The 20,804-nt window shown below is 64.7% G+C and carries 14 protein-coding genes; 6 read left to right on the top strand and 8 right to left on the bottom strand.

Annotated features, from left to right (window positions below):
* The first annotated feature begins 1 nt into the window (after position 1).
* Positions 2–1,669 (top strand): efflux transporter outer membrane subunit, encoded by a 1,668-nt coding sequence (locus tag LFL96_RS33995; RefSeq protein WP_281002273.1) that lies wholly within the window; start codon positions 2–4, stop codon positions 1,667–1,669.
* A 114-nt stretch (positions 1,670–1,783) separates the two neighbouring features.
* Here LFL96_RS33995 and LFL96_RS33990 read toward each other — a convergent pair whose 3' ends face one another.
* From LFL96_RS33990 to glgX, 3 genes are all read right to left on the bottom strand, one after another.
* The gene (locus LFL96_RS33990; protein ID WP_281002272.1) at positions 1,784–3,853 is read right to left on the bottom strand and encodes an AI-2E family transporter; all 2,070 of its coding nucleotides are present in this window, start codon (positions 3,851–3,853) and stop codon (positions 1,784–1,786) included.
* A gap of 11 nt (positions 3,854–3,864) precedes the next feature.
* Entirely contained in the window at positions 3,865–4,095 is a 231-nt protein-coding gene (locus tag LFL96_RS33985; protein ID WP_281002271.1) for a DUF2934 domain-containing protein, read from the bottom strand.
* Positions 4,096–4,275: 180 nt separating this feature from the next.
* Positions 4,276–6,498, bottom strand: a complete 2,223-nt coding sequence (glgX, locus tag LFL96_RS33980) for a glycogen debranching protein GlgX (protein WP_281002270.1) — start codon at positions 6,496–6,498, stop codon at positions 4,276–4,278.
* A gap of 390 nt (positions 6,499–6,888) precedes the next feature.
* On the opposite strand from glgX, the gene LFL96_RS33975 reads away from it, so the two are divergent.
* A complete protein-coding gene (locus LFL96_RS33975) occupies positions 6,889–7,284 on the top strand; it encodes a PRC-barrel domain-containing protein (protein WP_281003933.1) in 396 nt (131 codons plus the stop codon).
* Positions 7,285–7,420: 136 nt separating this feature from the next.
* Here LFL96_RS33975 and LFL96_RS33970 read toward each other — a convergent pair whose 3' ends face one another.
* The 3 genes from LFL96_RS33970 to LFL96_RS33960 form a co-directional block, all read right to left on the bottom strand.
* Positions 7,421–7,879, bottom strand: a complete 459-nt coding sequence (locus LFL96_RS33970; protein ID WP_281002269.1) for a response regulator — start codon at positions 7,877–7,879, stop codon at positions 7,421–7,423.
* Between the two features lie 269 nt (positions 7,880–8,148).
* Positions 8,149–9,876: an ATP-dependent DNA ligase gene (locus tag LFL96_RS33965; RefSeq protein ID WP_281002268.1), complete on the bottom strand. Its 1,728-nt coding sequence runs from the start codon at positions 9,874–9,876 to the stop codon at positions 8,149–8,151.
* On the bottom strand, positions 9,873–10,901 hold the full coding sequence (locus tag LFL96_RS33960) for a ligase-associated DNA damage response exonuclease (protein WP_281002267.1): 1,029 nt from the start codon (positions 10,899–10,901) through the stop codon (positions 9,873–9,875). Before LFL96_RS33960 ends, LFL96_RS33965 begins: the two co-directional genes overlap by 4 nt.
* Before the next feature lie 218 nt (positions 10,902–11,119).
* Here LFL96_RS33960 and LFL96_RS33955 point away from each other — a divergent pair, with 218 nt between their 5' ends.
* The 4 genes from LFL96_RS33955 (at position 11,120) to LFL96_RS33940 (ending at position 16,976) form a co-directional block, all read left to right on the top strand.
* Positions 11,120–12,022: a YihY/virulence factor BrkB family protein gene (locus tag LFL96_RS33955; RefSeq protein ID WP_281002266.1), complete on the top strand. Its 903-nt coding sequence runs from the start codon at positions 11,120–11,122 to the stop codon at positions 12,020–12,022.
* A 156-nt stretch (positions 12,023–12,178) separates the two neighbouring features.
* The gene (locus LFL96_RS33950; RefSeq protein WP_281002265.1) at positions 12,179–14,515 is read left to right on the top strand and encodes a PAS domain S-box protein; all 2,337 of its coding nucleotides are present in this window, start codon (positions 12,179–12,181) and stop codon (positions 14,513–14,515) included.
* A 24-nt stretch (positions 14,516–14,539) separates the two neighbouring features.
* Positions 14,540–15,652 carry a cell division protein ZapE gene (gene zapE, locus LFL96_RS33945; protein WP_281002264.1) on the top strand — a complete coding sequence of 371 codons (1,113 nt, stop codon included), beginning with the start codon at positions 14,540–14,542 and terminating at the stop codon, positions 15,650–15,652.
* Positions 15,653–15,890: 238 nt separating this feature from the next.
* Positions 15,891–16,976 (top strand): hypothetical protein, encoded by a 1,086-nt coding sequence (locus LFL96_RS33940; protein ID WP_281002263.1) that lies wholly within the window; start codon positions 15,891–15,893, stop codon positions 16,974–16,976.
* Positions 16,977–17,025: 49 nt separating this feature from the next.
* Here the strand turns inward: LFL96_RS33940 and LFL96_RS33935 are convergent, their stop codons facing one another.
* Complete coding sequence (locus tag LFL96_RS33935; RefSeq protein WP_281002262.1) at positions 17,026–18,507, bottom strand: virulence factor; 1,482 nt, start codon at positions 18,505–18,507, stop codon at positions 17,026–17,028.
* A complete protein-coding gene (locus tag LFL96_RS33930) occupies positions 18,504–20,729 on the bottom strand; it encodes a hypothetical protein (protein WP_281002261.1) in 2,226 nt (741 codons plus the stop codon). Before LFL96_RS33930 ends, LFL96_RS33935 begins: the two co-directional genes overlap by 4 nt.
* Positions 20,730–20,804: the final 75 nt, after the last annotated feature.

The raw sequence follows: 20,804 nt of genomic DNA, 5'->3' as shown, positions 1-20,804 counted from the left end.
CATGCGACGCACGAGAATCGAGTCCGGCGTTTATCCGCGGCTTTCCGCGCTCTCTCTGACGATGCTGCTCGCCGCATGCAGCGTCGGCCCGGATTTTCATCCGCCGAAAGCCGACGTCCCCGCGCAGTGGCAGGATACGCAGCGCGCGGCTTCGGCCGCTGCGGCCTCGGCTGCGGTTCCGGCTGCGGTCCCGGCCTCCGGCACGAACACGGCCAACGCCACCGGTCACGCCAATCCGTCGCCCGCCACCTCCGTCCCCACGCTCGACACCGACCCCGATCCGCGCTGGTGGCGCAATTTCAACGACCCGCTGCTCGACAGCCTGATCGAGCGCGCGGCGCGCGGCAATCTCGATCTGCAGGAAGCGGTGCTGCGCATCGTCGAGGCCCGCACGCAAGTGCAAAGCGCGGCCGCGCAAGGTTTGCCCAACGTGCGCGCCACCGGCAGCTATACGCGTGAACAGCTCGGCGTGAAAGGCTTCCTCGAATCCGACGGCGTCTACGACAAGGTCAACCAACTCGGCGCGCCGAACTCGCCGGTCAACGCGATCGCGCCAGGTGCCGGCGCGAACAATCTTCTGAATCAGCTGACTTCGCCGGTCAACCTCTGGCAGGCGGGTTTCGACGCGTCGTGGGAACTCGATCTGTTCGGCCGCGTGCGCCGCTCCGTCGAATCCGCGCAGGCGCAAACCGAAGTCGCGGAGGAAAGCCGCAACGACGCGCTGCTCTCGCTCGAAGCCGAAGTCGCGCAAACCTACATGCAGTTGCGCGGCGCGCAGAGCCTGCGCGCGATCACCGCGAGCCTCGTCGATCAGCAGCGCGAGATCGTCACGCTGACGCAGAGTCAGGCGAAGGTCGGGCTCGCGAGCGACATCGACGTGAAAAGTGCCGTTGCGCAGCTCGCGCAAACTCAGGCCCAGTTGCCGCAGTACGATCAGCAGATTGCCCAGGCACTGAACGGTCTCGCGTATCTGGTCGGCGAAGCGCCCGGGGCGCTCGAAACCGAACTCGCTACGCCCGCCGCCGTGCCGCCGGTGCCGCCCACCGTGCCGGTGGGTTTGCCGTCGACGCTCGCGCGTCGCCGTCCAGACATTCGCCGCGCCGAGGCCAGCCTGCATGCGGCGACGGCCAGCGTTGGCGTGGCAGTCGCGCAGTTCTATCCGGATGTGTCGCTGACCGGCCAGATCGGCACGCGCGCGCAAAATGCGAGCGACCTGTCGCGCTGGTCGCATCTGTTCTATTCGTTCGGACCGAGCGTATCGCTGCCGATCTTCCAGGGCGGCGCGCTGGTGTCGAACCTGCGCATGTCGAAGGCGCAGCAGGCCGAGGCCGCGCTCGATTACCGCAAGACGGTGTTGACCGCGCTGCGCGACGTCGATAACGCGCTGGCCGTGTATCGCACCGATCAGGCCCGGCGCGATGCGTTGGGCGACAGCGTCGCCGCGCAGCAGACCTCGTACGAGCTCGCGCGCGACAGTTACCGCAAGGGCATCACGAGCTTCATCAACGTGCTGGATGCCGAGCGGCAACTGGCGCAGGCGCGTCAGCAGTATGCGCAGGGAACGATGCAGGTGAGCACGGATCTGGTCGCGCTGTACAAGGCGTTGGGTGGTGGCTGGCAGGATGCAACGGATGCCGGCGCTGCGCCGGTATCGCGCGACGGCGGTTGAGCGCGCGATCCGATCGCGGATGAAAAGTTGTACGGCCGTGCGCTAATAGCGTAAAAAATAAGCGGGAAAATAAGCGCGAAAATAAGCGGCCAAACGAGGCGTCACGCGGAAGCATCACGCGTCGATCAGTGCCAACGACGCTTCCCCCTTCGTCGTCGCATCGACCTGATGGCAGGCGGCGAGCACGTCCCGCAACGACGCTGCGTAGCACACCGCGCCAACGGCGCTTTGCGGATCGGCGCGCCATTTCTGCGCGTCCTCCGCGGTCCACAGTCCGACCACGATGACGACGTTCGGCAAACGCACGCGAAGCCGCCTGACCAGATTGCGCAGATGCGAGGGCACGCCTTCGACCTGCAAGGCCATGATGCAGACGATGCCGACGTCGTCCGCATCGAGCGAGTCGATCGCCGTGCGCGACGTGGCCTCGTGCGGCAACGCGCGGGACGCGAAGCCGTGCTTGCCGAGCAATTGCTGCAGGATCGTCATGGCGAACGGATCGAGCGGTCCGCGTCCGGGGATGCACAGCACGCGGTTGGCCTTGCCGGGCTCGACCGCCTGCATTGCGCCGGTGTCAACGTCAACTCCAACGCCAACACCAACGCCAACGCCAGCGGTTTGCGGGAGACTCGCAGCCGCCGTCGTCGTTGGGTCGTCCCGTCGTTCGCTCTCCGACGCATCGCGTGTCGCGTCGCGCGCGTCGCTCGGCGGCTCGGTCGGTGCGATCGAACTCCACGTTGGCTCGACCACCGGCGCGGGCGGTTCCTCGTCCGCGTAACTGTCGAGCCCGTCCACCAGATCGTTGACCGTCGCCTCGATCCGTGCAAGTTGCGCGGCCGTCACGCCGCCGCGCGTCACGTCGTGCGCGGCGAGCCGCAGACCCTTGATCGCCACGTCGTCGTAGTACGTGCACAGCGAGCATTCGCGCAACAGGCTCTCGGCCTGCTCGATCGCTTCATCGGGATCGCCGGCGAGCGCGCGTTGGTAGAAGTTTTCGATGGGCGTGAGCGCGGGTTGATCGCCGAGCAGCACGTCGAGAAATTCGAGGCGCCGGATATGACGGCCCAGCACCAGCAGACATAACGTGAGCGGCGTGGAGAGGATCAGTCCGATCGGCCCCCAGATCCAGCTCCAGAAAATCGCCGCGACGACCACGGAGAACGGCGAGAGCCCCGTGCTGTGACCATACAGCAGCGGCTCGATCACCTGCCCGACCAGCACCTCGACCACCCCGAACAACGCGAGCGACCAGATCGCCATCGCCCAGCCCGGACTCACGGCAGCGGCGAGCGCGGTGGCCAGTGTCGCGGAAATCCAGATGCCGACGTACGGCACGAGCCGCAACAGCGCCGCGAGAATGCCCCACAGAATCGGACTCGGCACGCCGATCAGGAACAGGCCCGCACCGATCACCACGCCGACGCCCGCATTCACGCCCAGTTGCGACACGAAATAGCGGCTCAGCCGGCCCGCCGTTTCGTCCATCACCGTGGTCGTGCGATGCAGGTCGCGCGAGCCGAACAGGCGGATCGCGCGATCGCGCAGATCGTCTCGCTGCAACAGGATCACGATCATCACGACGAACACGATGAAGGCGGTTTCGAGCGGACTGATCGCCGGCGACAGCACGCGACGCGTGAGTTCGAACGGTGTCGGCAGCGGCTCGCGTACTTCGACCGGCACGGCGGCCGGCGCATGCGTGCCGCCTGTCGTGCCGGTGCTATGCGGGGGTTCCGGCGGCGGCTCGCTGGTCACGCGCTGCAAGGCCTGACCGGCCGCGCCGGCGAAGCGGTCCAGCTTGCCGATGGTCAGGCTGTGCACGGTATCCATCTTGTGCTGGATCGTCGCCTGATAGCGCGGCATGCCGCTCGCGAGATCGGTCAGTTGCGTCGCGATCAGCGTGCCGAGCAGCGCAATCACGGACACCGACACCAGCACGGCGGCGAACACGGACGCGACGTGGCCGAGGCGCAAGCGCGCGAGCGCATCCACCAGCGGCGCGACCAGAAAGCTCAGCAGGATCGCGAGCGTGATCGGGATCAGCACCGCACTCGCGAAGTACAGACAGGCGACCACCGTGATCCCCACCGCGAGCGAGATCAGGGTGTCGATACCAAACGCCGCGGGCGGCGCGGCAACGCGGACGGCGGGCCGCGCGCCGCGCGGGTCGGGGAGATCCTTCATGCGTCAGCGGATTACTTCGCCGCCTCCTTCGCTGACGTGCCGGCGGCCTCTGGCGTATCAGGAATGGCGGCCGGATCCACCGGACCGCTCTCCACCGGCGGCGCATCCGCCTCGCCCTCGACTTCGGCGCGCGCCTGTTCCCAATACTCGTCCGGCGTGCCCTTGGGATCGGTGGCCCGTTCCCACAAGTAGTAAGCGCGCGTGCGAATCTGTTCCTCCAGAGAGGTCGGTTCCTGTTCCATTTGCTCACCTCGGTTTGACCTGATGAAAACACCGTCTCGCGACGGTACGCCGCAAGGCTGCGGCGCGCGCTGCCGTAGTCGTCGAGACTTGTGCCGGACCACGACAGGCGCGCTTACCGCTTACCGCTTACCGCTTAGCTCGCTGCAAGCAAACGCTATACCCGCCTCCACACGCTGCGCTCAGGCGGCCGGCGCCGCGTCCGGCGTTTCGCTTTCATCCGTGGTGAGCTGTTCTTCCAGCCGGTCGAACACGCGCTGCGTCGCGCGCGTCGGCGCGTCGAGCGCGAACAGCAGCAGCGAGCGGCCCGTCACCTGGTACGCGTCGCCAGAGCTGAATTGCGGCAATTCCGCGCGCACCGGCATGTTGGTGTCGAGCAGACACGTCCATTGCTCGCCCTCGGGAATCTCCGGCAGCGTGAAATTCACCACGTCGTGATGCGCGTTGAGCACCAGCAGCAAGGTCGCGTCCGAGGCGGGCCGGCGTATGCCGCTCTCCTGCGCGCGGCCGTCGATCACGAGGCCGAAGCAGCGCATCGACGGATCGTCCCATTGCTCCTGCGTGAGATCGGCGCCGTCGGGCGACAGCCAGCGCGCGTCGGTGACGTCGAGCGCCTCGTTGTATTCGCCGCTCAGAAAACGCCCACGACGCAGCACCGGCAACCGGTGACGCAGCGTGGTCAGGTTCCTGACGAACTCGGTGAGCGCGCGGCCGTCGTCGTCGATAGCGTTCCAGTCGACCCAGCTGATCTCGTTGTCCTGGCAATACGCGTTGTTGTTGCCGCGTTGCGTGCGGCCGAATTCGTCGCCCGCGAGAATCATCGGCGTGCCTTGCGAGAGCAGCAGCGTGGCGAGCAGATTGCGTTTCTGGCGCTCGCGCTGCTGACGGATGCCGTCGTCGTCGGTCGGGCCTTCCGCGCCCATGTTCCACGACTTGTTGTCCGAGTGGCCGTCCTTGTTGTCCTCGCCGTTGGCCTCGTTGTGCTTGTCGTTGTACGAGACCAGATCGTTCAGCGTGAAGCCGTCGTGCGCGGCGATGAAGTTCACGCTCGCCCACGGACGCCGGCCGCGATGGTTGAACTTGTCGCCCGAGCCGGTAAGCCGCGTGGCGAGATCGGCGACCTTGCCTTCGTCGCCCTTCCAGTATTCGCGCACCGTATCGCGGAAGCGGTCGTTCCACTCCGCCCAGCCGGGCGGGAAACCACCCACCTGGTAGCCGCCGGGACCGCAATCCCACGGCTCGGCGATCAAGCGCACGCTGGAGAGCACCGGGTCCTGACGACAACTGTCGAGAAAGCCGCCGCCTTCGTCGAAGCCGTGATCCTCGCGGCCCAGAATCGTCGCGAGATCGAAACGGAAACCGTCGACCTTCATTTCCGTGACCCAGTAGCGCAAACTGTCCGTGACCATCTGCAGCACGCGCGGATGCGAGAGATTCAGCGTATTGCCGGTGCCCGTATCGTTGATGTAATAGCGGCGCTCGTCGGGCATCAGACGGTAGTACGACGCGTTGTCGATGCCCTTGAACGAAATGGTCGGGCCGAGCTCGTTGCCTTCGGCGGTGTGGTTGTACACCACGTCGAGAATGACTTCGAGGTTGTTGTTATGGATGCGGTCCACCATCTCCTTGAACTCGGCGACCGAATCCGTCGACGATGCGAAGAAGCGCGGGTCGGCCGCGAAGAAACCGATGGTGTTGTAGCCCCAGTAGTTGGTGAGTCCCTTGTCGAGCAGATAGCTGTCGTTGACGAAGGTCTGGATGGGCAGCAACTCGACCGACGTCACGCCGAGATTGCGGATGTAGTCGAGCACGGGCTGCTGCCCCAATCCCGCGAAAGTGCCGCGCAGGTTTTCGGGGACGTCGGGATGATGTTTCGTAAAACCGCGCACGTGGGTTTCATAAAAGATCACGCGTTCCCACGGCAGCGCGTTGCGCTCCGGATGACTCCACGAGAACGTCGCATCCACCACCTTGCACTTCGGCACGAACGGCGCGCTGTCGCGTTCGTCGAACGACAGATCGCCCTCGTCCGAACCGAGCGTATAGCCGAAAATTTCCGGCGCCCATTTCAGCTCGCCCACATGCGCTTTCGCGTACGGATCGAGCAGCAGCTTGTTCGGATTGAAACGGTGGCCGTTCTCCGGCTCGTACGGACCATGCACGCGATAGCCGTAGATCGCGCCGGGCCGCAGACCCGGCACGAACACGTGCCACACCTCGTCGGTGTATTCCGGCAGTTCGATCCGCTCGATTTCCGTCGTCCCCGTTTCGTCGAACAGACAGAGTTCGACCTTGGTCGCGTGCGCCGAGAACAGCGCGAAATTGACGCCGCTACCGTTCCATGTGGCGCCGAGCGGAAACGGCGTGCCTTCCGCGATACGCGTGGAGTAAGTGGGTTGAGACATCGTGGTTCCTTCCTGTGATCCCGTGGCGTCGGGCGGCGCAATGGCGCACGTTTTATGTTGGCTTGACGAGGGGCTTGACGAACACTTAACGAATAGTCAGCGCGTAGATGGAGCAAATCCTGGGCCTGACTCGGCGAGACGCCGCGCCACCTCGCGAGACCCGCGCCGCGCGGTGCACGACGTTGCCGTCGCCGCGAACGGCGTAAATCGCGGCACGACTATTGCAACTTGCACAGGGAATGCACAGGGAATGCACAGAAAATCGGGCCGGCATTCGACGACTATTCAACGAGCGGTTAATGAAGCTTTACCGAGGAGGCGTTACCGAGGCGCAGTCACCGGACCATTAACTCGCCCCATCAACGACATCAGGGAGAAATTCACATGCGAATGCAATTCAAACCGCTACTGGGCACCGCACTTCTGCTCGGCACGCTCGCCTCTTACGGCAGTGCGTACGCGCAGGGCGCACCGCAGGCGATCACCGAAAAGCGCACCGACGTGGTTCAGCTCGGCAGCGGCTATCGCGCGTCGAAGCTGAGCGGCGCCGATGTCTACAACAAGGACAAGGACACGATCGGCACGTTCGACGACCTGATCGTCTCGACCGGCGACGATCACGCCGCGTACGCGATCCTGTCGGTCGGCGGTTTCCTCGGGATGGGCAAACATCTGGTCGCCGTGCCGTTCAGCAATCTGCAGATCGCCAACCGGCGCATCGTGTTGCCGGAGGCCACCAAAAAATCGCTCGAGGCGCTGCCGGAATTCAAGTACGCGCCGGACTGAAGCGGAACGCGCGCGCGACGCGGCGTGTGGGTGGACATGATCCGGATGAAGAAAACTTCTGGGTACCGCATTTTTTTCAAACCGTTTTTTCAAACCGCTATTCCCGTTCCCGCCACTCCATTGTTCCTTCCACCGCTTACGGCGGCGCGCCCGAGTGCAGGGCCGCCGCCGATTCCAGCACCCGCAGCAAGCGCTCCGGCGTCAACGGCTTCGCGCAATGCGCATCGAAGCCCACGGCCTTCGCGCGCGCCCGGTCGTCGCGCGACGCGAACGCGGTACACGCGACCAGCAGCATGTGCGACGTATCGGGATGCGCGCGCAAGCGGCGCGCGAGTTCGAGACCGTCAAGGCCCGGCATCTTGATGTCCAGCACCACCGCGAACGGCTGCCATTCGCTGGCCATGTCGCACACGGCCAGCGGATCGTCGAGCGCGCGGCATTCGAAGCCGTCCGCGTTGAGCAGCATCTGCAGCGCGTCAGCGGCTTCGCGGTAGTCGTCCACCACCAGCACGCGGCGATGCGAGGTCATCGCGTGCGGAATCGGCCGCCAGACCACCACGTCGTCGTTCTCGTCCATCCTGTCGTCGAGCCTCACTCTCTTCTCCTTGTTCTTTCGTGCGCTACGTCCGCGTTGCAAGCGTGCAACCCCGGCGCACGCTTGCACGATTCGTTCCCGCCAGGCCGCCCATCCTCGTGCTTTATCGGACGGGCTGCGTATCGACGGCCAAGACGTGCGCAATGCATACCGCGCCGATTTCCGCGGGTACGTTCGCGGGTACGTTCGCGGTGACGTTCATAGCATGCAGGGAACTGTTCGCGCGTCAAAATACCCGACGGCGTTTTTACGGGTTTCCGCTCAGAGGGTTATCCCGCGCGCGGTGCGGCCCGATCGTCGATAAATCCTTTGAGCATCGCGAGCGTGTCGGCTTCGTCGATCGTTTTGTCGGTGCGCCAGCGCAGCATGCGTGGAAACCGCACCGCCACGCCGGATTTATGACGCGGGCTCGCCTGAATACCCTCGAAGCCGATTTCGAACACCAGGCTCGGCGTCACGCTACGCACCGGGCCGAATTTTTCGATCGTGGTCTTGCGGACGATGGCATCGACCTGGCGCATTTCTTCGTCGGTAAGGCCGGAATAGGCCTTGGCGAACGGCACCAGCGTGCGCACGCCGTTCGCTTCGTCCCAGACCGCGAAGGTGAAATCGGTGTACAGACTCGCGCGTCGGCCATGACCGCGTTGTGCGTAGACGAGTACGGCATCCACCGCGTACGGATCGATCTTCCATTTCCACCACGTACCGGATGCCTTGGTGCGGCCCACGCCGTAGAACGACTCGCGCTCCTTCAGCATCAAACCTTCCACGCCGCGCGCGCGGCTTTCGTCGCGCAGCGTGGCGAGCGTTTGCCAGTCGGACGCATCGAGCGTCGGCGAGACACGCAGCAGATCGCGCGCCAGTGTGCCGTCGATCGTCACGGCCAGCGCCTCCAGTTGCGCGCGCCGCTGCGCGAGCGGCGTCGTGCGCAGATCGTTGCCGTGCAGTTCGAGCAGATCGTAAGCGAGCAAGGTCGCGGGCGAATCGGCGAGGATCTTTTTAGTCAGCGTTTTACGCGCGATGCGTGGCTGCAAACGCGCGAACGGCAACGGCGCGCTCGCGCCCGGCTCCCATGCGAGGATTTCGCCGTCGATCACGCTGCCCTCCGGCAACGCTTCGCCGAGCGCCGCGACTTCGGGAAAGCGCTCGGTGATCAGATCCTCGCCGCGCGACCACAACCAGACCCGTCCCGCGCGCTTGACGAGTTGCGCGCGAATGCCGTCCCACTTCCATTCGATCTGCCAGCGCGACGGCGCGCCGAGCGTCGCCGGATCGGCCTGCAACGGATGCGCGAGAAAGAACGGATACGGCAGACCGAGATCGCTGTCGTGGAGCGCGGCGGCGCCGTTGGATGCTTCGTTGGATGCGTCGTTGCTGACGTTATTGCCCGTGCCGTCGTCCGGCGCCAGCGGCGCGATCAGCCGCAGATAGCGCGCCGCGCCCGGCGCTTGCCGCGAATCGGTCCAGCCCACCATGCGCTGCGCGATGCGCTTATGATCGACGCCCGCCACGTCGGCCAGCGCCCGCACCACCAGTTGCCGCGCGACGCCCACGCGAAACCCGCCGCCGATCAGCTTGGTCAGCAGAAACCGTCCGCTCCAGTCGAGTTCGTCCCAATAGCTGAGCAAGCGCGTGCGCAATTCGTCGGGCGCGATGCCGCGCAGGGTCAACACGCGCTGCTCGATCCATTGCGTGAGGCCGAGTTCGGAATCGCGCGCGGGCGGCGGCAGGATATGCGCGATGGTCTCCGCGAGATCGCCGACCGCGTGATACGACTCCTCGAACAGCCACGCGGGCAAACCGGCGCGCTCCCGGGCAATCTCGGTCAAGAGACGCGTGGGTACCGCCTGGCGCGGTTTGCCGCCCGCGAGGAAATACGCCGCCCACGCGGCGTCTTCCGGCTCGGCCGCCGAAAAATAGGCGATCAGCGCATCGAGTTTGTCGTGCGTGGAGGTGGTCGCGTCGAGCGCGGTGTAGAGCGCCGCGAAGCGTTTCATGACTCGACCGCCGTATCCGCTTCGACGGTGTCGTCGCCGTATTGCGTTTGAAACGCGCCCGCTTCGAGTCCTTGCTCGCGCAACCATCGCACCATCGGTTCGACCGAGCCGTGCGTGACGATCACGCGGCGCGCGCCGGTCGCCTGGATCGCGGTCTGCAGGCCGGGCCAGTCCGCGTGATCCGACAGCACGAAGCCGCGATCCACGCCACGCCGGCGCCGCGCGCCGCGCAGCCGCATCCAGCCCGACGCGAACGCGTCGCTGTAGTCGCCGAAGCGCTTGAGCCACGCACTGCCCTGCGCGGACGGCGGCGCGACGATCAACGCCTCGCGAAACGCGGCCTTGTCCTTGCGTTCGATGTCGCTCACCAGCCCGACCGGCGGCAGGCGCACGCCGGCTTCGCGATACGCGCGGTTCAGCGGCTCGACCGCGCCGTGACAGAAGATCGGACCGATCGCGGCGTCGACGCTCGCCAGCACGCGCTGCGCCTTGCCGAACGAATAGCAGAACAGCACCGACGCGCGACCCGCGGCCGCGTTATGGCGCCACCAGGAATCGACGCCGTCGAATACGCGTTGCGGCGGGTCCCAGCGGTAGATCGGCAGGCCAAAGGTGGATTCGGTGATGAAAGTGTCGCAATGCACCGGCTCGAACGGATCGCAGGTCGGATCGGGGTCGAGCTTGTAGTCGCCGGACGCCACCCATACGCGCCCCGCATGCTCGATCCGCACTTGCGCGGAACCCAGCACGTGGCCGGCGGGATGCAGGGACACGTGCGTGGCGCCGATCGCGATGCGTTCGCCGTACGCGAGCGTCTGCAACGAGATGCCGGGCAGACGCGACAGCAGCACGTCGGCGCCTGCGCGCGACGCGAGGTAGTACTGGTGACCGAAACGCGCGTGGTCGGAATGCGCGTGCGTGATCACCGCGCGCTCGACGGGCCGCCACGGGTCGATGTAAAAATCGCCCGGCGGACAGTAAAGACCTTCGGGCCGGGCCACGACGAGGTCGGTTTCGTCACTCATCTTTATTCGTCGTCATTCGTCTTTCATGTCGTTCGACGCGATCGGTTCGACGCGATCGTCAAGCGGATGCCACGCGGCAATCACGCGGATCGGCAAATATCAAGCAAACATCAAGCAAGGATCAAGCAAGGCATGTTCCCACCGCACGCGCACCCGCATGGCTGCATTCTTGCTTGCGTCAATGGATCATCCCGCGCTTTCGCGCCACGAGGCCTTTCATGCAAGCCATCATCGACGAGCATGCGTTATATGTCGCCAGACATCCCGGTACCTTCGTGCTGCAAACGCTGAAGGCTTTCCGCGCGAATCAGGGGCTGCTGCTCGCGGGCGCGGTCGCCTACTACGCGCTGCTTTCCATTGTGCCGCTGCTGATCCTGATCGTGATCGCCCTCTCGCGGATGGTGCCGCAACACGTGCTGCTGACCGCGCTCGGGCATCTGCTGCAATGGCTCGTGCCAGGCCAGTCGAGCGCGCTGGTGCGCGAGCTGGCCAATTTTCTCGCGCACCGCGCGGTGATCGGCTGGGTGTTGCTCGTGACGATGATCTTCTTCAGCTCGCTCGCCTTCACCGTCCTCGAGAACGCGATGTCGCTGATCTTCGTGCATCGGGTGGTCGTGCGGCGGCGGCACTTCCTGCTGTCCGCGCTGCTGCCGTATTGCTACATTCTGTGCCTGGGCATCGGCCTGCTGATCGTCACGTTCGTGTCGAGCGGGCTGGAGGCGATCGGCGCGGAAGGCATCGAGCTATTCGGGCTGCACGTGTCGCTGCAGGGCTTCTCGCGCGTGGTGCTCTATCTGCTCGGCCTCGCCGGCGAGATTTTCGTGCTCACGTCGATCTATCTGGTGATGCCGGTCGGCAAACCGTCGCTCAAGCATGCGCTGCTCGGCGGCGTGACGGCGGCCGTGCTGTGGGAAATCACCCGTCATGTGCTGGTCTGGTATTTCGCCACGCTTTCGCAGGTGAGCGTGGTGTACGGCTCGCTGACCATGGCGATCGTGATCCTGTTCAGCCTCGAATGGCTGGCGACCTTGCTGCTGTTCGGCGCCCAGGTGATCTCCCAATACGAGCGTTTCGGACTGGAACCCGCCAGCGCGCCGCAGCCGAGGATCAAGACGGGTTGATGCGGGTCGATCCTCGATCGATCCCCAATCGATCCCCAATCGATGCCCAATGAGCCCCGCCGGGCGGCGAGACTGCGGTAACATCCCGCACACACCGGGCGCGCGTGGCCGCCAACGGAATGACCGCTTCTGCCCGGCAGGCCCCAGGACCTTACGATGAGCATCACGCAGCGCAACCACCCCCAGCTATCGGGCGACGCCCTGTTCGAACATGCCGCTTGCGGCCTGCTGCTGACCGACCACACCGGCCGCATTCTGCGTGTCAACGCCACCTTCTGCGGCTGGCTCGGTTACGAAGCCGCGCAACTGGCCGACGCGAAAACGCTGATGGATCTGCTGAGCGCCGGCGGCAAGGTGTTCTACCAGACGCACTGGGCGCCGCTGCTGCAAGCGCAGGGATCGGTGGCCGAGATCAAGCTGAACATGCTGCACAGCGACGGCCACATGGTGCCGATGCTGCTCAACGCGACACGCCGCCGTCACGGCGAGGCCGACTATCTCGAGATCGCGGTGCTGATCGTCGAGGACCGTCACAAGTACGAACAGGAACTGCTGCTCGCGCGGCGCAACGCGGAGGCGTCGGTGGCCGCGCATCAGCGCGCGCAGCAGGAGTTGCAGGAAAGCCGCGACGTGCTGAGCCTCGCGATGCGCGGCGCGCGCATGGGCGCGTGGTCGCACGAGCCGCGTTCCGGCCGCTTCTGGTGGAGCCGCGAGCTCGAAGCGCTCGCGGGCTATGCCGAGGGACGCTTCGCGAAGATGCCGAACGGCTTCTTCGAACTGATCCATCCCGGCGATCTGATCGCGCTCAACGAGGCGGTCGATCATGCGGTCGCCGTCGGCGACGACTATGTCGTCGAGTTCCGCTTCCTGCATGCGAGCGGCGACTGGTGCTGGATGGAAGGCCGCGGCCGCGCGACCTATAACCGCCAGGGCGAACCGATGACCGTCTACGGTCTCGGCATCGACATCACCGAGCGCAAGGAAGCGCAGACCGTGCTGCTGCGCCAGGCGGCGATCTTCGAGCACCTCAGCGACGCGATCGTGATCACCGATCTGCGCGGCAACATCACCGACTTCAACGTGGGCGGCGAACGCATGCTCGGCTACCGCCGCCGCGAAGTGCTCGGCAAACCGGTATCGATGTTTCATCCCGCGGACGAAGCGCTGCGGATTCGCCGCGCCGCGTTCGCCGCGCTGGCCGCCGACGGCACATGGCGCGGCGAGCTGCCGTTCGTGCGGCGCGACGGCTCGCGCGGCGCATGCGACACCGTCGTCAAACCGCTGGCGAATGCACGCGGCGATATTTACGGCGCCGTCTGCGTGAGCCGCGACATCACCAGCCGCCGGCACGCCGAACTGCAACTGCAGCGGCTGAATCTCGAACTCTCGAAAGCCGATCGCCGCAAGGACGAATTTCTCGCGACGCTCGCGCACGAGCTGCGCAATCCGCTCGCGCCGATGCGCAACGTGCTGGAGATTCTGCGCCTGAAGGAATTCGCCGATCCGCAACTGAGCTGGTCGCGCGACGTGTTCGACCGCCAGTTGCAGCACATGACGCATCTGGTCGACGATCTGCTGGAGGTGTCGCGCATCACGCAGGGCAAGCTCGAATTGCGCAAGCAGCGCCTCGAACTCGCGCGCGCGATGCAATCGGCGATGGAAGCCGCGCGCCCCACCGTGCAGGCATCCGCGCATCATCTGAGCGTGACGCTTCCGCGCGAGCCGCTGTATCTCGACGCCGATCCCACGCGTCTTTCGCAGATGATCCTCAACCTGCTGAACAACGCCGCCAAGTACACGCCGCCGGGCGGCAGCATCGCGCTGTCGGCCGAACGCGAAGGCGACGAAGCGGTGATCGTGGTGCGCGATTCCGGCATCGGCATTCCGCGCGAGCATCTGAACAGTGTGTTCGAAATGTTCTCGCAACTCGCGCCCGCGCTCGACCGCTCGCAAGGCGGCCTCGGCATCGGCCTTGCGCTGGTGCGCGGTCTCGCCGAACTGCACGGCGGCACGGTCGCGGCATTCAGCGAAGGGCCGGGCAGCGGCAGCGAGTTCGTGATCCGCCTGCCGCTGTCGGCCTCGCTCGCGGCTCCGGCGGACAGCGCGCCCACCGAGGCGGCGCAGACGGCCGGCTTGCGCGTCGTGATCGTCGACGATAACGCCGACGCCGCCGACAGTCTCGCGATGGTGCTCGAACTCGAAGGCCACGAGGTGCGCACCGCCGGCGACGGTGTCGCCGGACTCGCGCTGATCGGCGAATTCGCGCCGCACGCGGTGATTCTCGACATTGGCCTGCCGCGTCTGAACGGCTACGAAGTCGCGCGGCGGATTCGCGCCGAGCATCGGCACGCGGGCATGTTGCTGATCGCCGTGACCGGCTGGGGCCAGCAGCAGGACAAGCAGACCGCCGTGGAAGCGGGCTTCGATCATCACTTCACCAAGCCGGTCGATCCGCGCGAGTTGCAACGCGTGCTGAGTCGCCGGCGCGGTTAAGCCGCCTCGTCGACGTTCTCCGCCATGCTCGACGCAAGCCAGGTGATCGATACGCTCGCGCAACGCGGTATCGAACCGGACGCCACGCAGCGCAAGACGATCGCGGCGCTTGTCGCGTTGCTGCGTGCGCCGAGCCGGCGTGCGCATTCCGCGAATGGGTTGACGACGCATCGAGGCGTGTACTGCCACGGGCTTCCGGGCCGCGGCAAAAGCCTGGTGGTCGACACCGTGTTCGAACTCGCGAGCTGCCGCAAACGGCGTCTGCATTTCCACGAGTTTCTGCGCGAGATGAACCGGCGGTTCGTCGCCGAACCGCGTGGCGATGACCGGCTCGGCTCGGTGTCGCGACAGTGGCTCGACGGCACCGAACTGCTGTGCTTCGACGAGTTTCACGTGCACGACATCGCGGACGCATTTCTGATGGGCCGCTTTCTCGACACCGCGCTCGGCCTCGGCACGCGCGTCGTGCTGACTTCGAACTACGCACCGGGTGCGCTGCTCCCCGACCCCGAGTTTCACGAACGTTTTCTGCCCACCATCGAGCAGATCGAACGCGGCTTCACGGTGATTCATTTCGATGGCGCGCGCGATTACCGTTTCGGCGGCGAGGCGGCGGAACTGCAGCGCTTTTTCGCGCCGCTCGATCCATCGAGCGGCGACGCGTTGCGGGCGATCTTCCGGCGTCATGAAGGCGACGTGGATCTCGAACCCGTGACCGTGAGCGCAGCCGGGCGGCCGCTGCTCGCACGAGCGGCCGGCGCCGCGCTGTTGTGGGCCGACTTCGAGAGCCTGTGCGTGGCCAGCCGCTCGCACCTCGACTATCTGGATCTTGCCGGGCAATGGCATGGGTTGATTCTCGACAACGTCCGCACCGAGTGGCTAAAGCAGGCGCACACGCTGCAACGGCTCGTGTGGCTGGTCGACATCTTCTACGATCGCAAGCGGGCGCTGTTCATCGCGTCCGATCAACCGATCGAAGCCGCGCTCGCGGGTCTCGAAGGCGCGCACGATCTGTCACGAACGCTGAGCCGGCTGGCCGAGATGCAATCGCGCGCTTATCGCTGCACATTCGACAACACGCTCGACAGCACACTCGATAGTACGCGCGGCAGCACGCTCGGCGAGGCTGCCGTCTAAGTCGCGGCATCGATCAACGCCGCGCCCTCGGCCCCCTTTCTCTGCAATTCTTGCAACGCCGCGGCACATCCTGCACGCCGGCATCTGCCTGGCGGGGTTCGACGCAATCGCCGCCAACGCCCTATTCATCAGCGGATTCGGCATATCGAGCCAAACCGGCACGCGGCGCGGGAATGCACCCTGCTACGCCACTGCGGGTCCATTCTTCAGCGGATTGCCGTCCGCCCGTGTCGTTGCCATGCTCAGAACCGTCTCTGTCGCCGCTGCGTTGTGCGCGGCCTGCCTGACTTCCGCCTGCGTGCATATCGGGCCGTCGCGTCTGAAAGCCGATCAGGTCGATTACGCGCGCGCCCTCGGCGACGCCAAGAAACGCGAGATTCTCGCCGCCGTGGTCGGTCTGCGTTACGGTGATGCGCCCGCGTTCCTGACCGTCAGCAGCATCATCGCCGCGTACACGTTCGACGCCACCGGCGGCGCGACCGCCAACGCCGGTTCCGGCAGCCAGCCGAGCTATGCGCTCGCGACGGGCAGCGTGTCGTATTCGAACCATCCGACCTTCACGTTCACGCCGACCACCGGCGAGGCGTTCGCGTCCGCCTATATCCGCCCACTCGCGCCGGCACTGGTACTGCCGCTCGCCGAGGGCGGCATTCCGATCGATCTGCTGTTGCGGATTACCGCGCAATCGGTGGGCGGCCTGCAGAACGGCAATGCGCTCGGTGGCGAGAACAGCGCGGGCGCGCCGGGCTTTTTCGAACTGCTGCAGGCGTTGCGGCGTTTGCAGCTCGCCGGCGAGCTGAACGTCGAGTCGCGCCAGGCGGATGCCAAAAACGGCCAGATGGGCGTGTATCTGGTGATGGGCGCGGCCACCAGCGGCGAGTCGCCGCAAACTGCCGCCGATCTCGCGCGCGTGCGCACGATGCTGCATCTGTCGGCGACGACGCGTACGTACGAGATCGTCTACGGGCCGTCGTCGGCGTCGCAGAAGGGCGACAAGATTCCGATGGTGACGCGCTCGGTGCTCGGCATCCTGACGGATCTCGGCGCCCAGGTGCAGGTGCCCGTCGAACGGATCAGCGACGGGTCGACCAAACCGACCGTGGGTTTGATCGGCGGCGAGACGCGGCCGACCATCATCGTGCGTTCCGGCAAGACGCCGCCCGACGATGTGTACGTGATGATTTCGTACGGGCCGTCCGTGTACTGGGTGGACCGCAACGACTTCGATTCGAAATACGCGTTCACGGTGGTGCAGAACCTGATGGCGCTCGCCGAGGCGGATACCAGCAGCAAGGCGCCGGTGGTGACGATTCCGGCGAATTGAGCCGGGTAATTGCGCCGGGTAATCGAGCCAGCTTCGCCGTGCCGTTACGTCACCACGAAAATCCTTGCATACCGTACTTCGAGTCGTAACGACGTCCCCACCACGGCAGATAGGCGTTGTTCTCGCCACGCGCGCGGAACCAGTCGGCGTTCGGATCGATGGGGACAACCTGCGGCGGTGGCGTGACGACCACGGCGACAGGATGATCGGCGTCCGTCGTGCCGGCGACGAGTACGGTTTCGCCGAAATGATTGGCGCGACCGATCGCCAGCACCACATTGGTCAAGGCGGTGCCCGCGCCCATGTCCCCGAGCAGGCGCGGTGTGTTGAAGGTCTGTTTCTGGTAGTCGAACTCCAGCAACGTTTCCGTCAACGTGCGGGCGAGCGAGCCGATACGTTCCGATGAAACCTCGCTGCCCATGCCTGCGTCGTAGATCACGTGCTCGATCTGCGTTGTTGGCACGTTCGCGTGGTGAGCCGCTTGTGCGATGGTGGCTTTCCACGCTTCGACGGCGCGCGTCGTGCCCACTTTGCGTTCGAAGGACTGCACGTCGCCGGTGGCCGCGCGGCCGATCCATGCGAGCGGCGCACGCTCGGTCTTGAAGTTCGGGCCGGCGAGGAACAGCAGCACCATGTTCTCGTTCAGCTGGCCGTCCCTGGGTGGAAAGCCCGGCGCGTCCCAATTCATTACCCAGACGCTTTTGTCGGGGTTGGCTTGCAGGTAGTCGAGCGCGTTGTTCAGCGAGGTGAAACCGGCGTTGGGGCCGCCGGGGGTGACGTGCACGTCGGGCGGCGTGTCGCGGCTCCATAGCGTGGGGAATCCTCGACTGCCGATGCAGAATTCGCTGGTGATTTTCTTGCGGAGATAGGTTTGCGCTTCCAGCGGATCGAGCCGGTCGGGAATGGCGAACTCGACGTGGATGCCGGCGAGCTCTCGCCAGTCTTTTTTGTTGTCCGGCTTGACCGTGTAGAAATACTTGGCGTTCAACGCATAACGGTCGCCGAATTTGCCGAGTAGTTCTTCAACGTACTTGTGATAGAAACCCTTGAAAGTCTCGGTACCGTGATTACCGTAGACGAGCGCGCCAATTGACCCGAAAGATGCAAATTTTTCAGGCATCGTTTGTACCATATCGTCGTTCTGGTTCGGTTTGACAAGCCCCATTGTCCACAGGATCTGCCATTCGGTCGGATAGTCGCGCCGTTGCAACGGGTTGAGCCATTCGAGACCGACAATCTGCGCCATAAAGGACTCTGCAGGATCAGCTTCGACTGTCTTTGTTTGTACTTCCGCTTCCAGATTGGTAGCCCGCGCGGATGTCTGCATGACGACTGTGGTGAATACAAACGTTACGAAGGCCAGCAGGCCCGGCACAAGAATCAATCGTTTCATCCAATCTCCCATTGTCAATTCCGAAATCGGTACAGGACCGAACTTCATACTCAACTCAACCATGACGATGGCAGCCAGCATCATCGTCAGCGCGGCAAGCGCCATCCTGCGAGGCCATGTCGATATCAAGGCACTCATGCGATACCCCCGACCTTCAGATAGAACTGACCTTCGCGTTCGTCGACGATCTTTTCCGGTCGGCGTGCCTCGCCATCTCCTCCAACCCATTGCGATAACGAAACCCCGCCCATCGATCCATTGTTGAAGTATTCCCAGTATTTCTTGTTCGGATTGTCATCGTCCATTCCCTTCCCAAGCCGCCAATCCGCCTCGACCCTCAAATCCTCCCACTGCTGCGGCGACAGGTAACACAGCCCGATCGCCACGTCATAAGCCAGCGCCTTTTCCGCATGCATCGGGTTCGTCATGATGGTCGAGTGATTGGTTGGATTGTTCCTGCGGCCATCGTCCAGGATGCCGGTGATCTGTTCGTTGTGCCACGCCTCGTAGCCCTCCGGCATCTGGCTCTTGCCATCCTCGCCAATCACGTTGCCTTCGCTATCCACCCACCCGGCATTGCCCTGCCTGCGCGCACGCATGCGCAGAATCGCGTGATCCTCGTAGCGCTGCGACGCCTCGCTGTCGACGTTGCCGATCGCCTCCTGATCTTTCTGTTTGATCTCGTACCGGTCGTACGGATCGCTCTCTGCCTTTTTTGGCTTGTGCGCATTCCGTGAGGCTGCGGGCGGATCGTTGCCTTCGTTGAATTCACTGTGGGCATGATCGCCGTCGCAGACCGATACCGCATTGCCGTACAGCAATGCCTTGGGCGTAAACGGTTCGTCGAGCGGCGGGGCATCGCACAGGACCGTCCAGTCTTTCGGCGGGTTGGCGTTGACCTGAAACAGATCGAGCGCCGAGGTGGCCAGGGTCACGACATAAAGCACGGGCGCCGCCGCCGTGGAGGCGAACTTCGCCACGTAGTTTTCGTTCGAACTCCACGCGCGTGTGAGGCCGTATCGAGCCGGCGGCGAAGGCGGAAACCAGAACCCCGATGTCTTTCCCTTTTTGTAACGCCAGTCGTTTTCCCAGTAGTGGTACTCGGCGTATTGCCCCACCGGAAAGCCGCTCGCGAACACACGCTGCGTCAACACGCCGCTGGCGCGAATATCGTCGAGTTCCTGGGTGGGCTTCCCCTTGATGTAGCCCAACCCGCGCCAGCCGATCCCTTGAACCGTGACAGCGGAAATCACCTGATCGTGCGGACAGCAATACAGGGTCACGCGTCCATGCGTGTGGCCGTTCAAACCATGCGCGGCCCGGTCGGCGCTGGCCGTATAAGGCTTGCCGCCGCTCTCCGACGTGCGGGTATTCGCCATCGCCTTGTCGATCCTGTCAGCTGGCGTTTCGAATGCCGTCCGTTCACGGATGATGTCGAGAAACGCGGCGAGCGTCTTCGTGCGCGCGTCGTACGATTCGCGTCCTCGCCGATGCTGGGCATCGTAGACGCCGCGCTGCGACCAGTTATCCATGCCGGTATCGGTATTCGCCACGCTGTACGGCGGATTCGCAAGTACGTAGGCATCGGCGACGCAACGACCGCTTTTGCCCCACGGGTCCGTCACCGGCTCCCATGCATCGCCGAAAAACGCCGCCGTCAGTCCCACCATGTTGCCCTGACTGTGGCAGACGATCGTGATCGGCACATCGGCCTGCTTCTCGCGGATCGACCGCACCAGCCTGGCGAGACGCAGCGCGGCCAGCACGGCATAACTGCGCGGCGGCGTGCGGAACAGGGGACGCTGGGTCGGATTCACCGCCTGCACGGAAATGAAACCGAAAATGCGGTCGTCGAGTCCTTCGTGCCACAGGTCGGGCAAACTCGACGTGCCGTTCGCGAACGGACCGCCGCCCCAATAGTGCTGCTCGTTCAGGAAGATCTTGTCGCCGTACTCCTTCAGTTCTTCCTTATTCGCCTTGTAGCCCCAGCGGAAATGAATCACCGGCGAGAACGAAGGATCCGGCTTGATGTAGTTGTCCGGCAGCAAGGCCGGGTTCAGAAACCCCTCGGGCGTCAGACTGTCGGTGTACTGCGCCGGCAAGAGCTGACCGGCGCTCACGCCTGTGTACATCAACTGATCGTCCAGTCGCGCGAGGCGCCGGTTCAGACCGAGACACAGTCCCTTCTCCGCCGCCTCGAACCACTCGCCCTCGGAGTTCACGCCGTGCACGAAGATGACGACGCCGGGCAATGGCTGCTGCATCACGCAGACGAACCTGCTGTTGCTGAGCAACGTCACGCCCGTCCCCTGCGCGACGACGATACGCGGCGGCTCGACGCGCGCGCTGGTGTAATTCACGACAACCCCTGAATGCTTATTCCACGTTAGCGAATGCGCGCTTAAATTGCGCGCAGAAGGGTGGCGAAATTATCA

Origin of the sequence: Paraburkholderia sp. D15 (genome assembly GCF_029910215.1) — a bacterium.
Lineage (GTDB): Bacteria > Pseudomonadota > Gammaproteobacteria > Burkholderiales > Burkholderiaceae > Paraburkholderia.
This window is presented reverse-complemented; position numbering and strand designations above follow the sequence as displayed.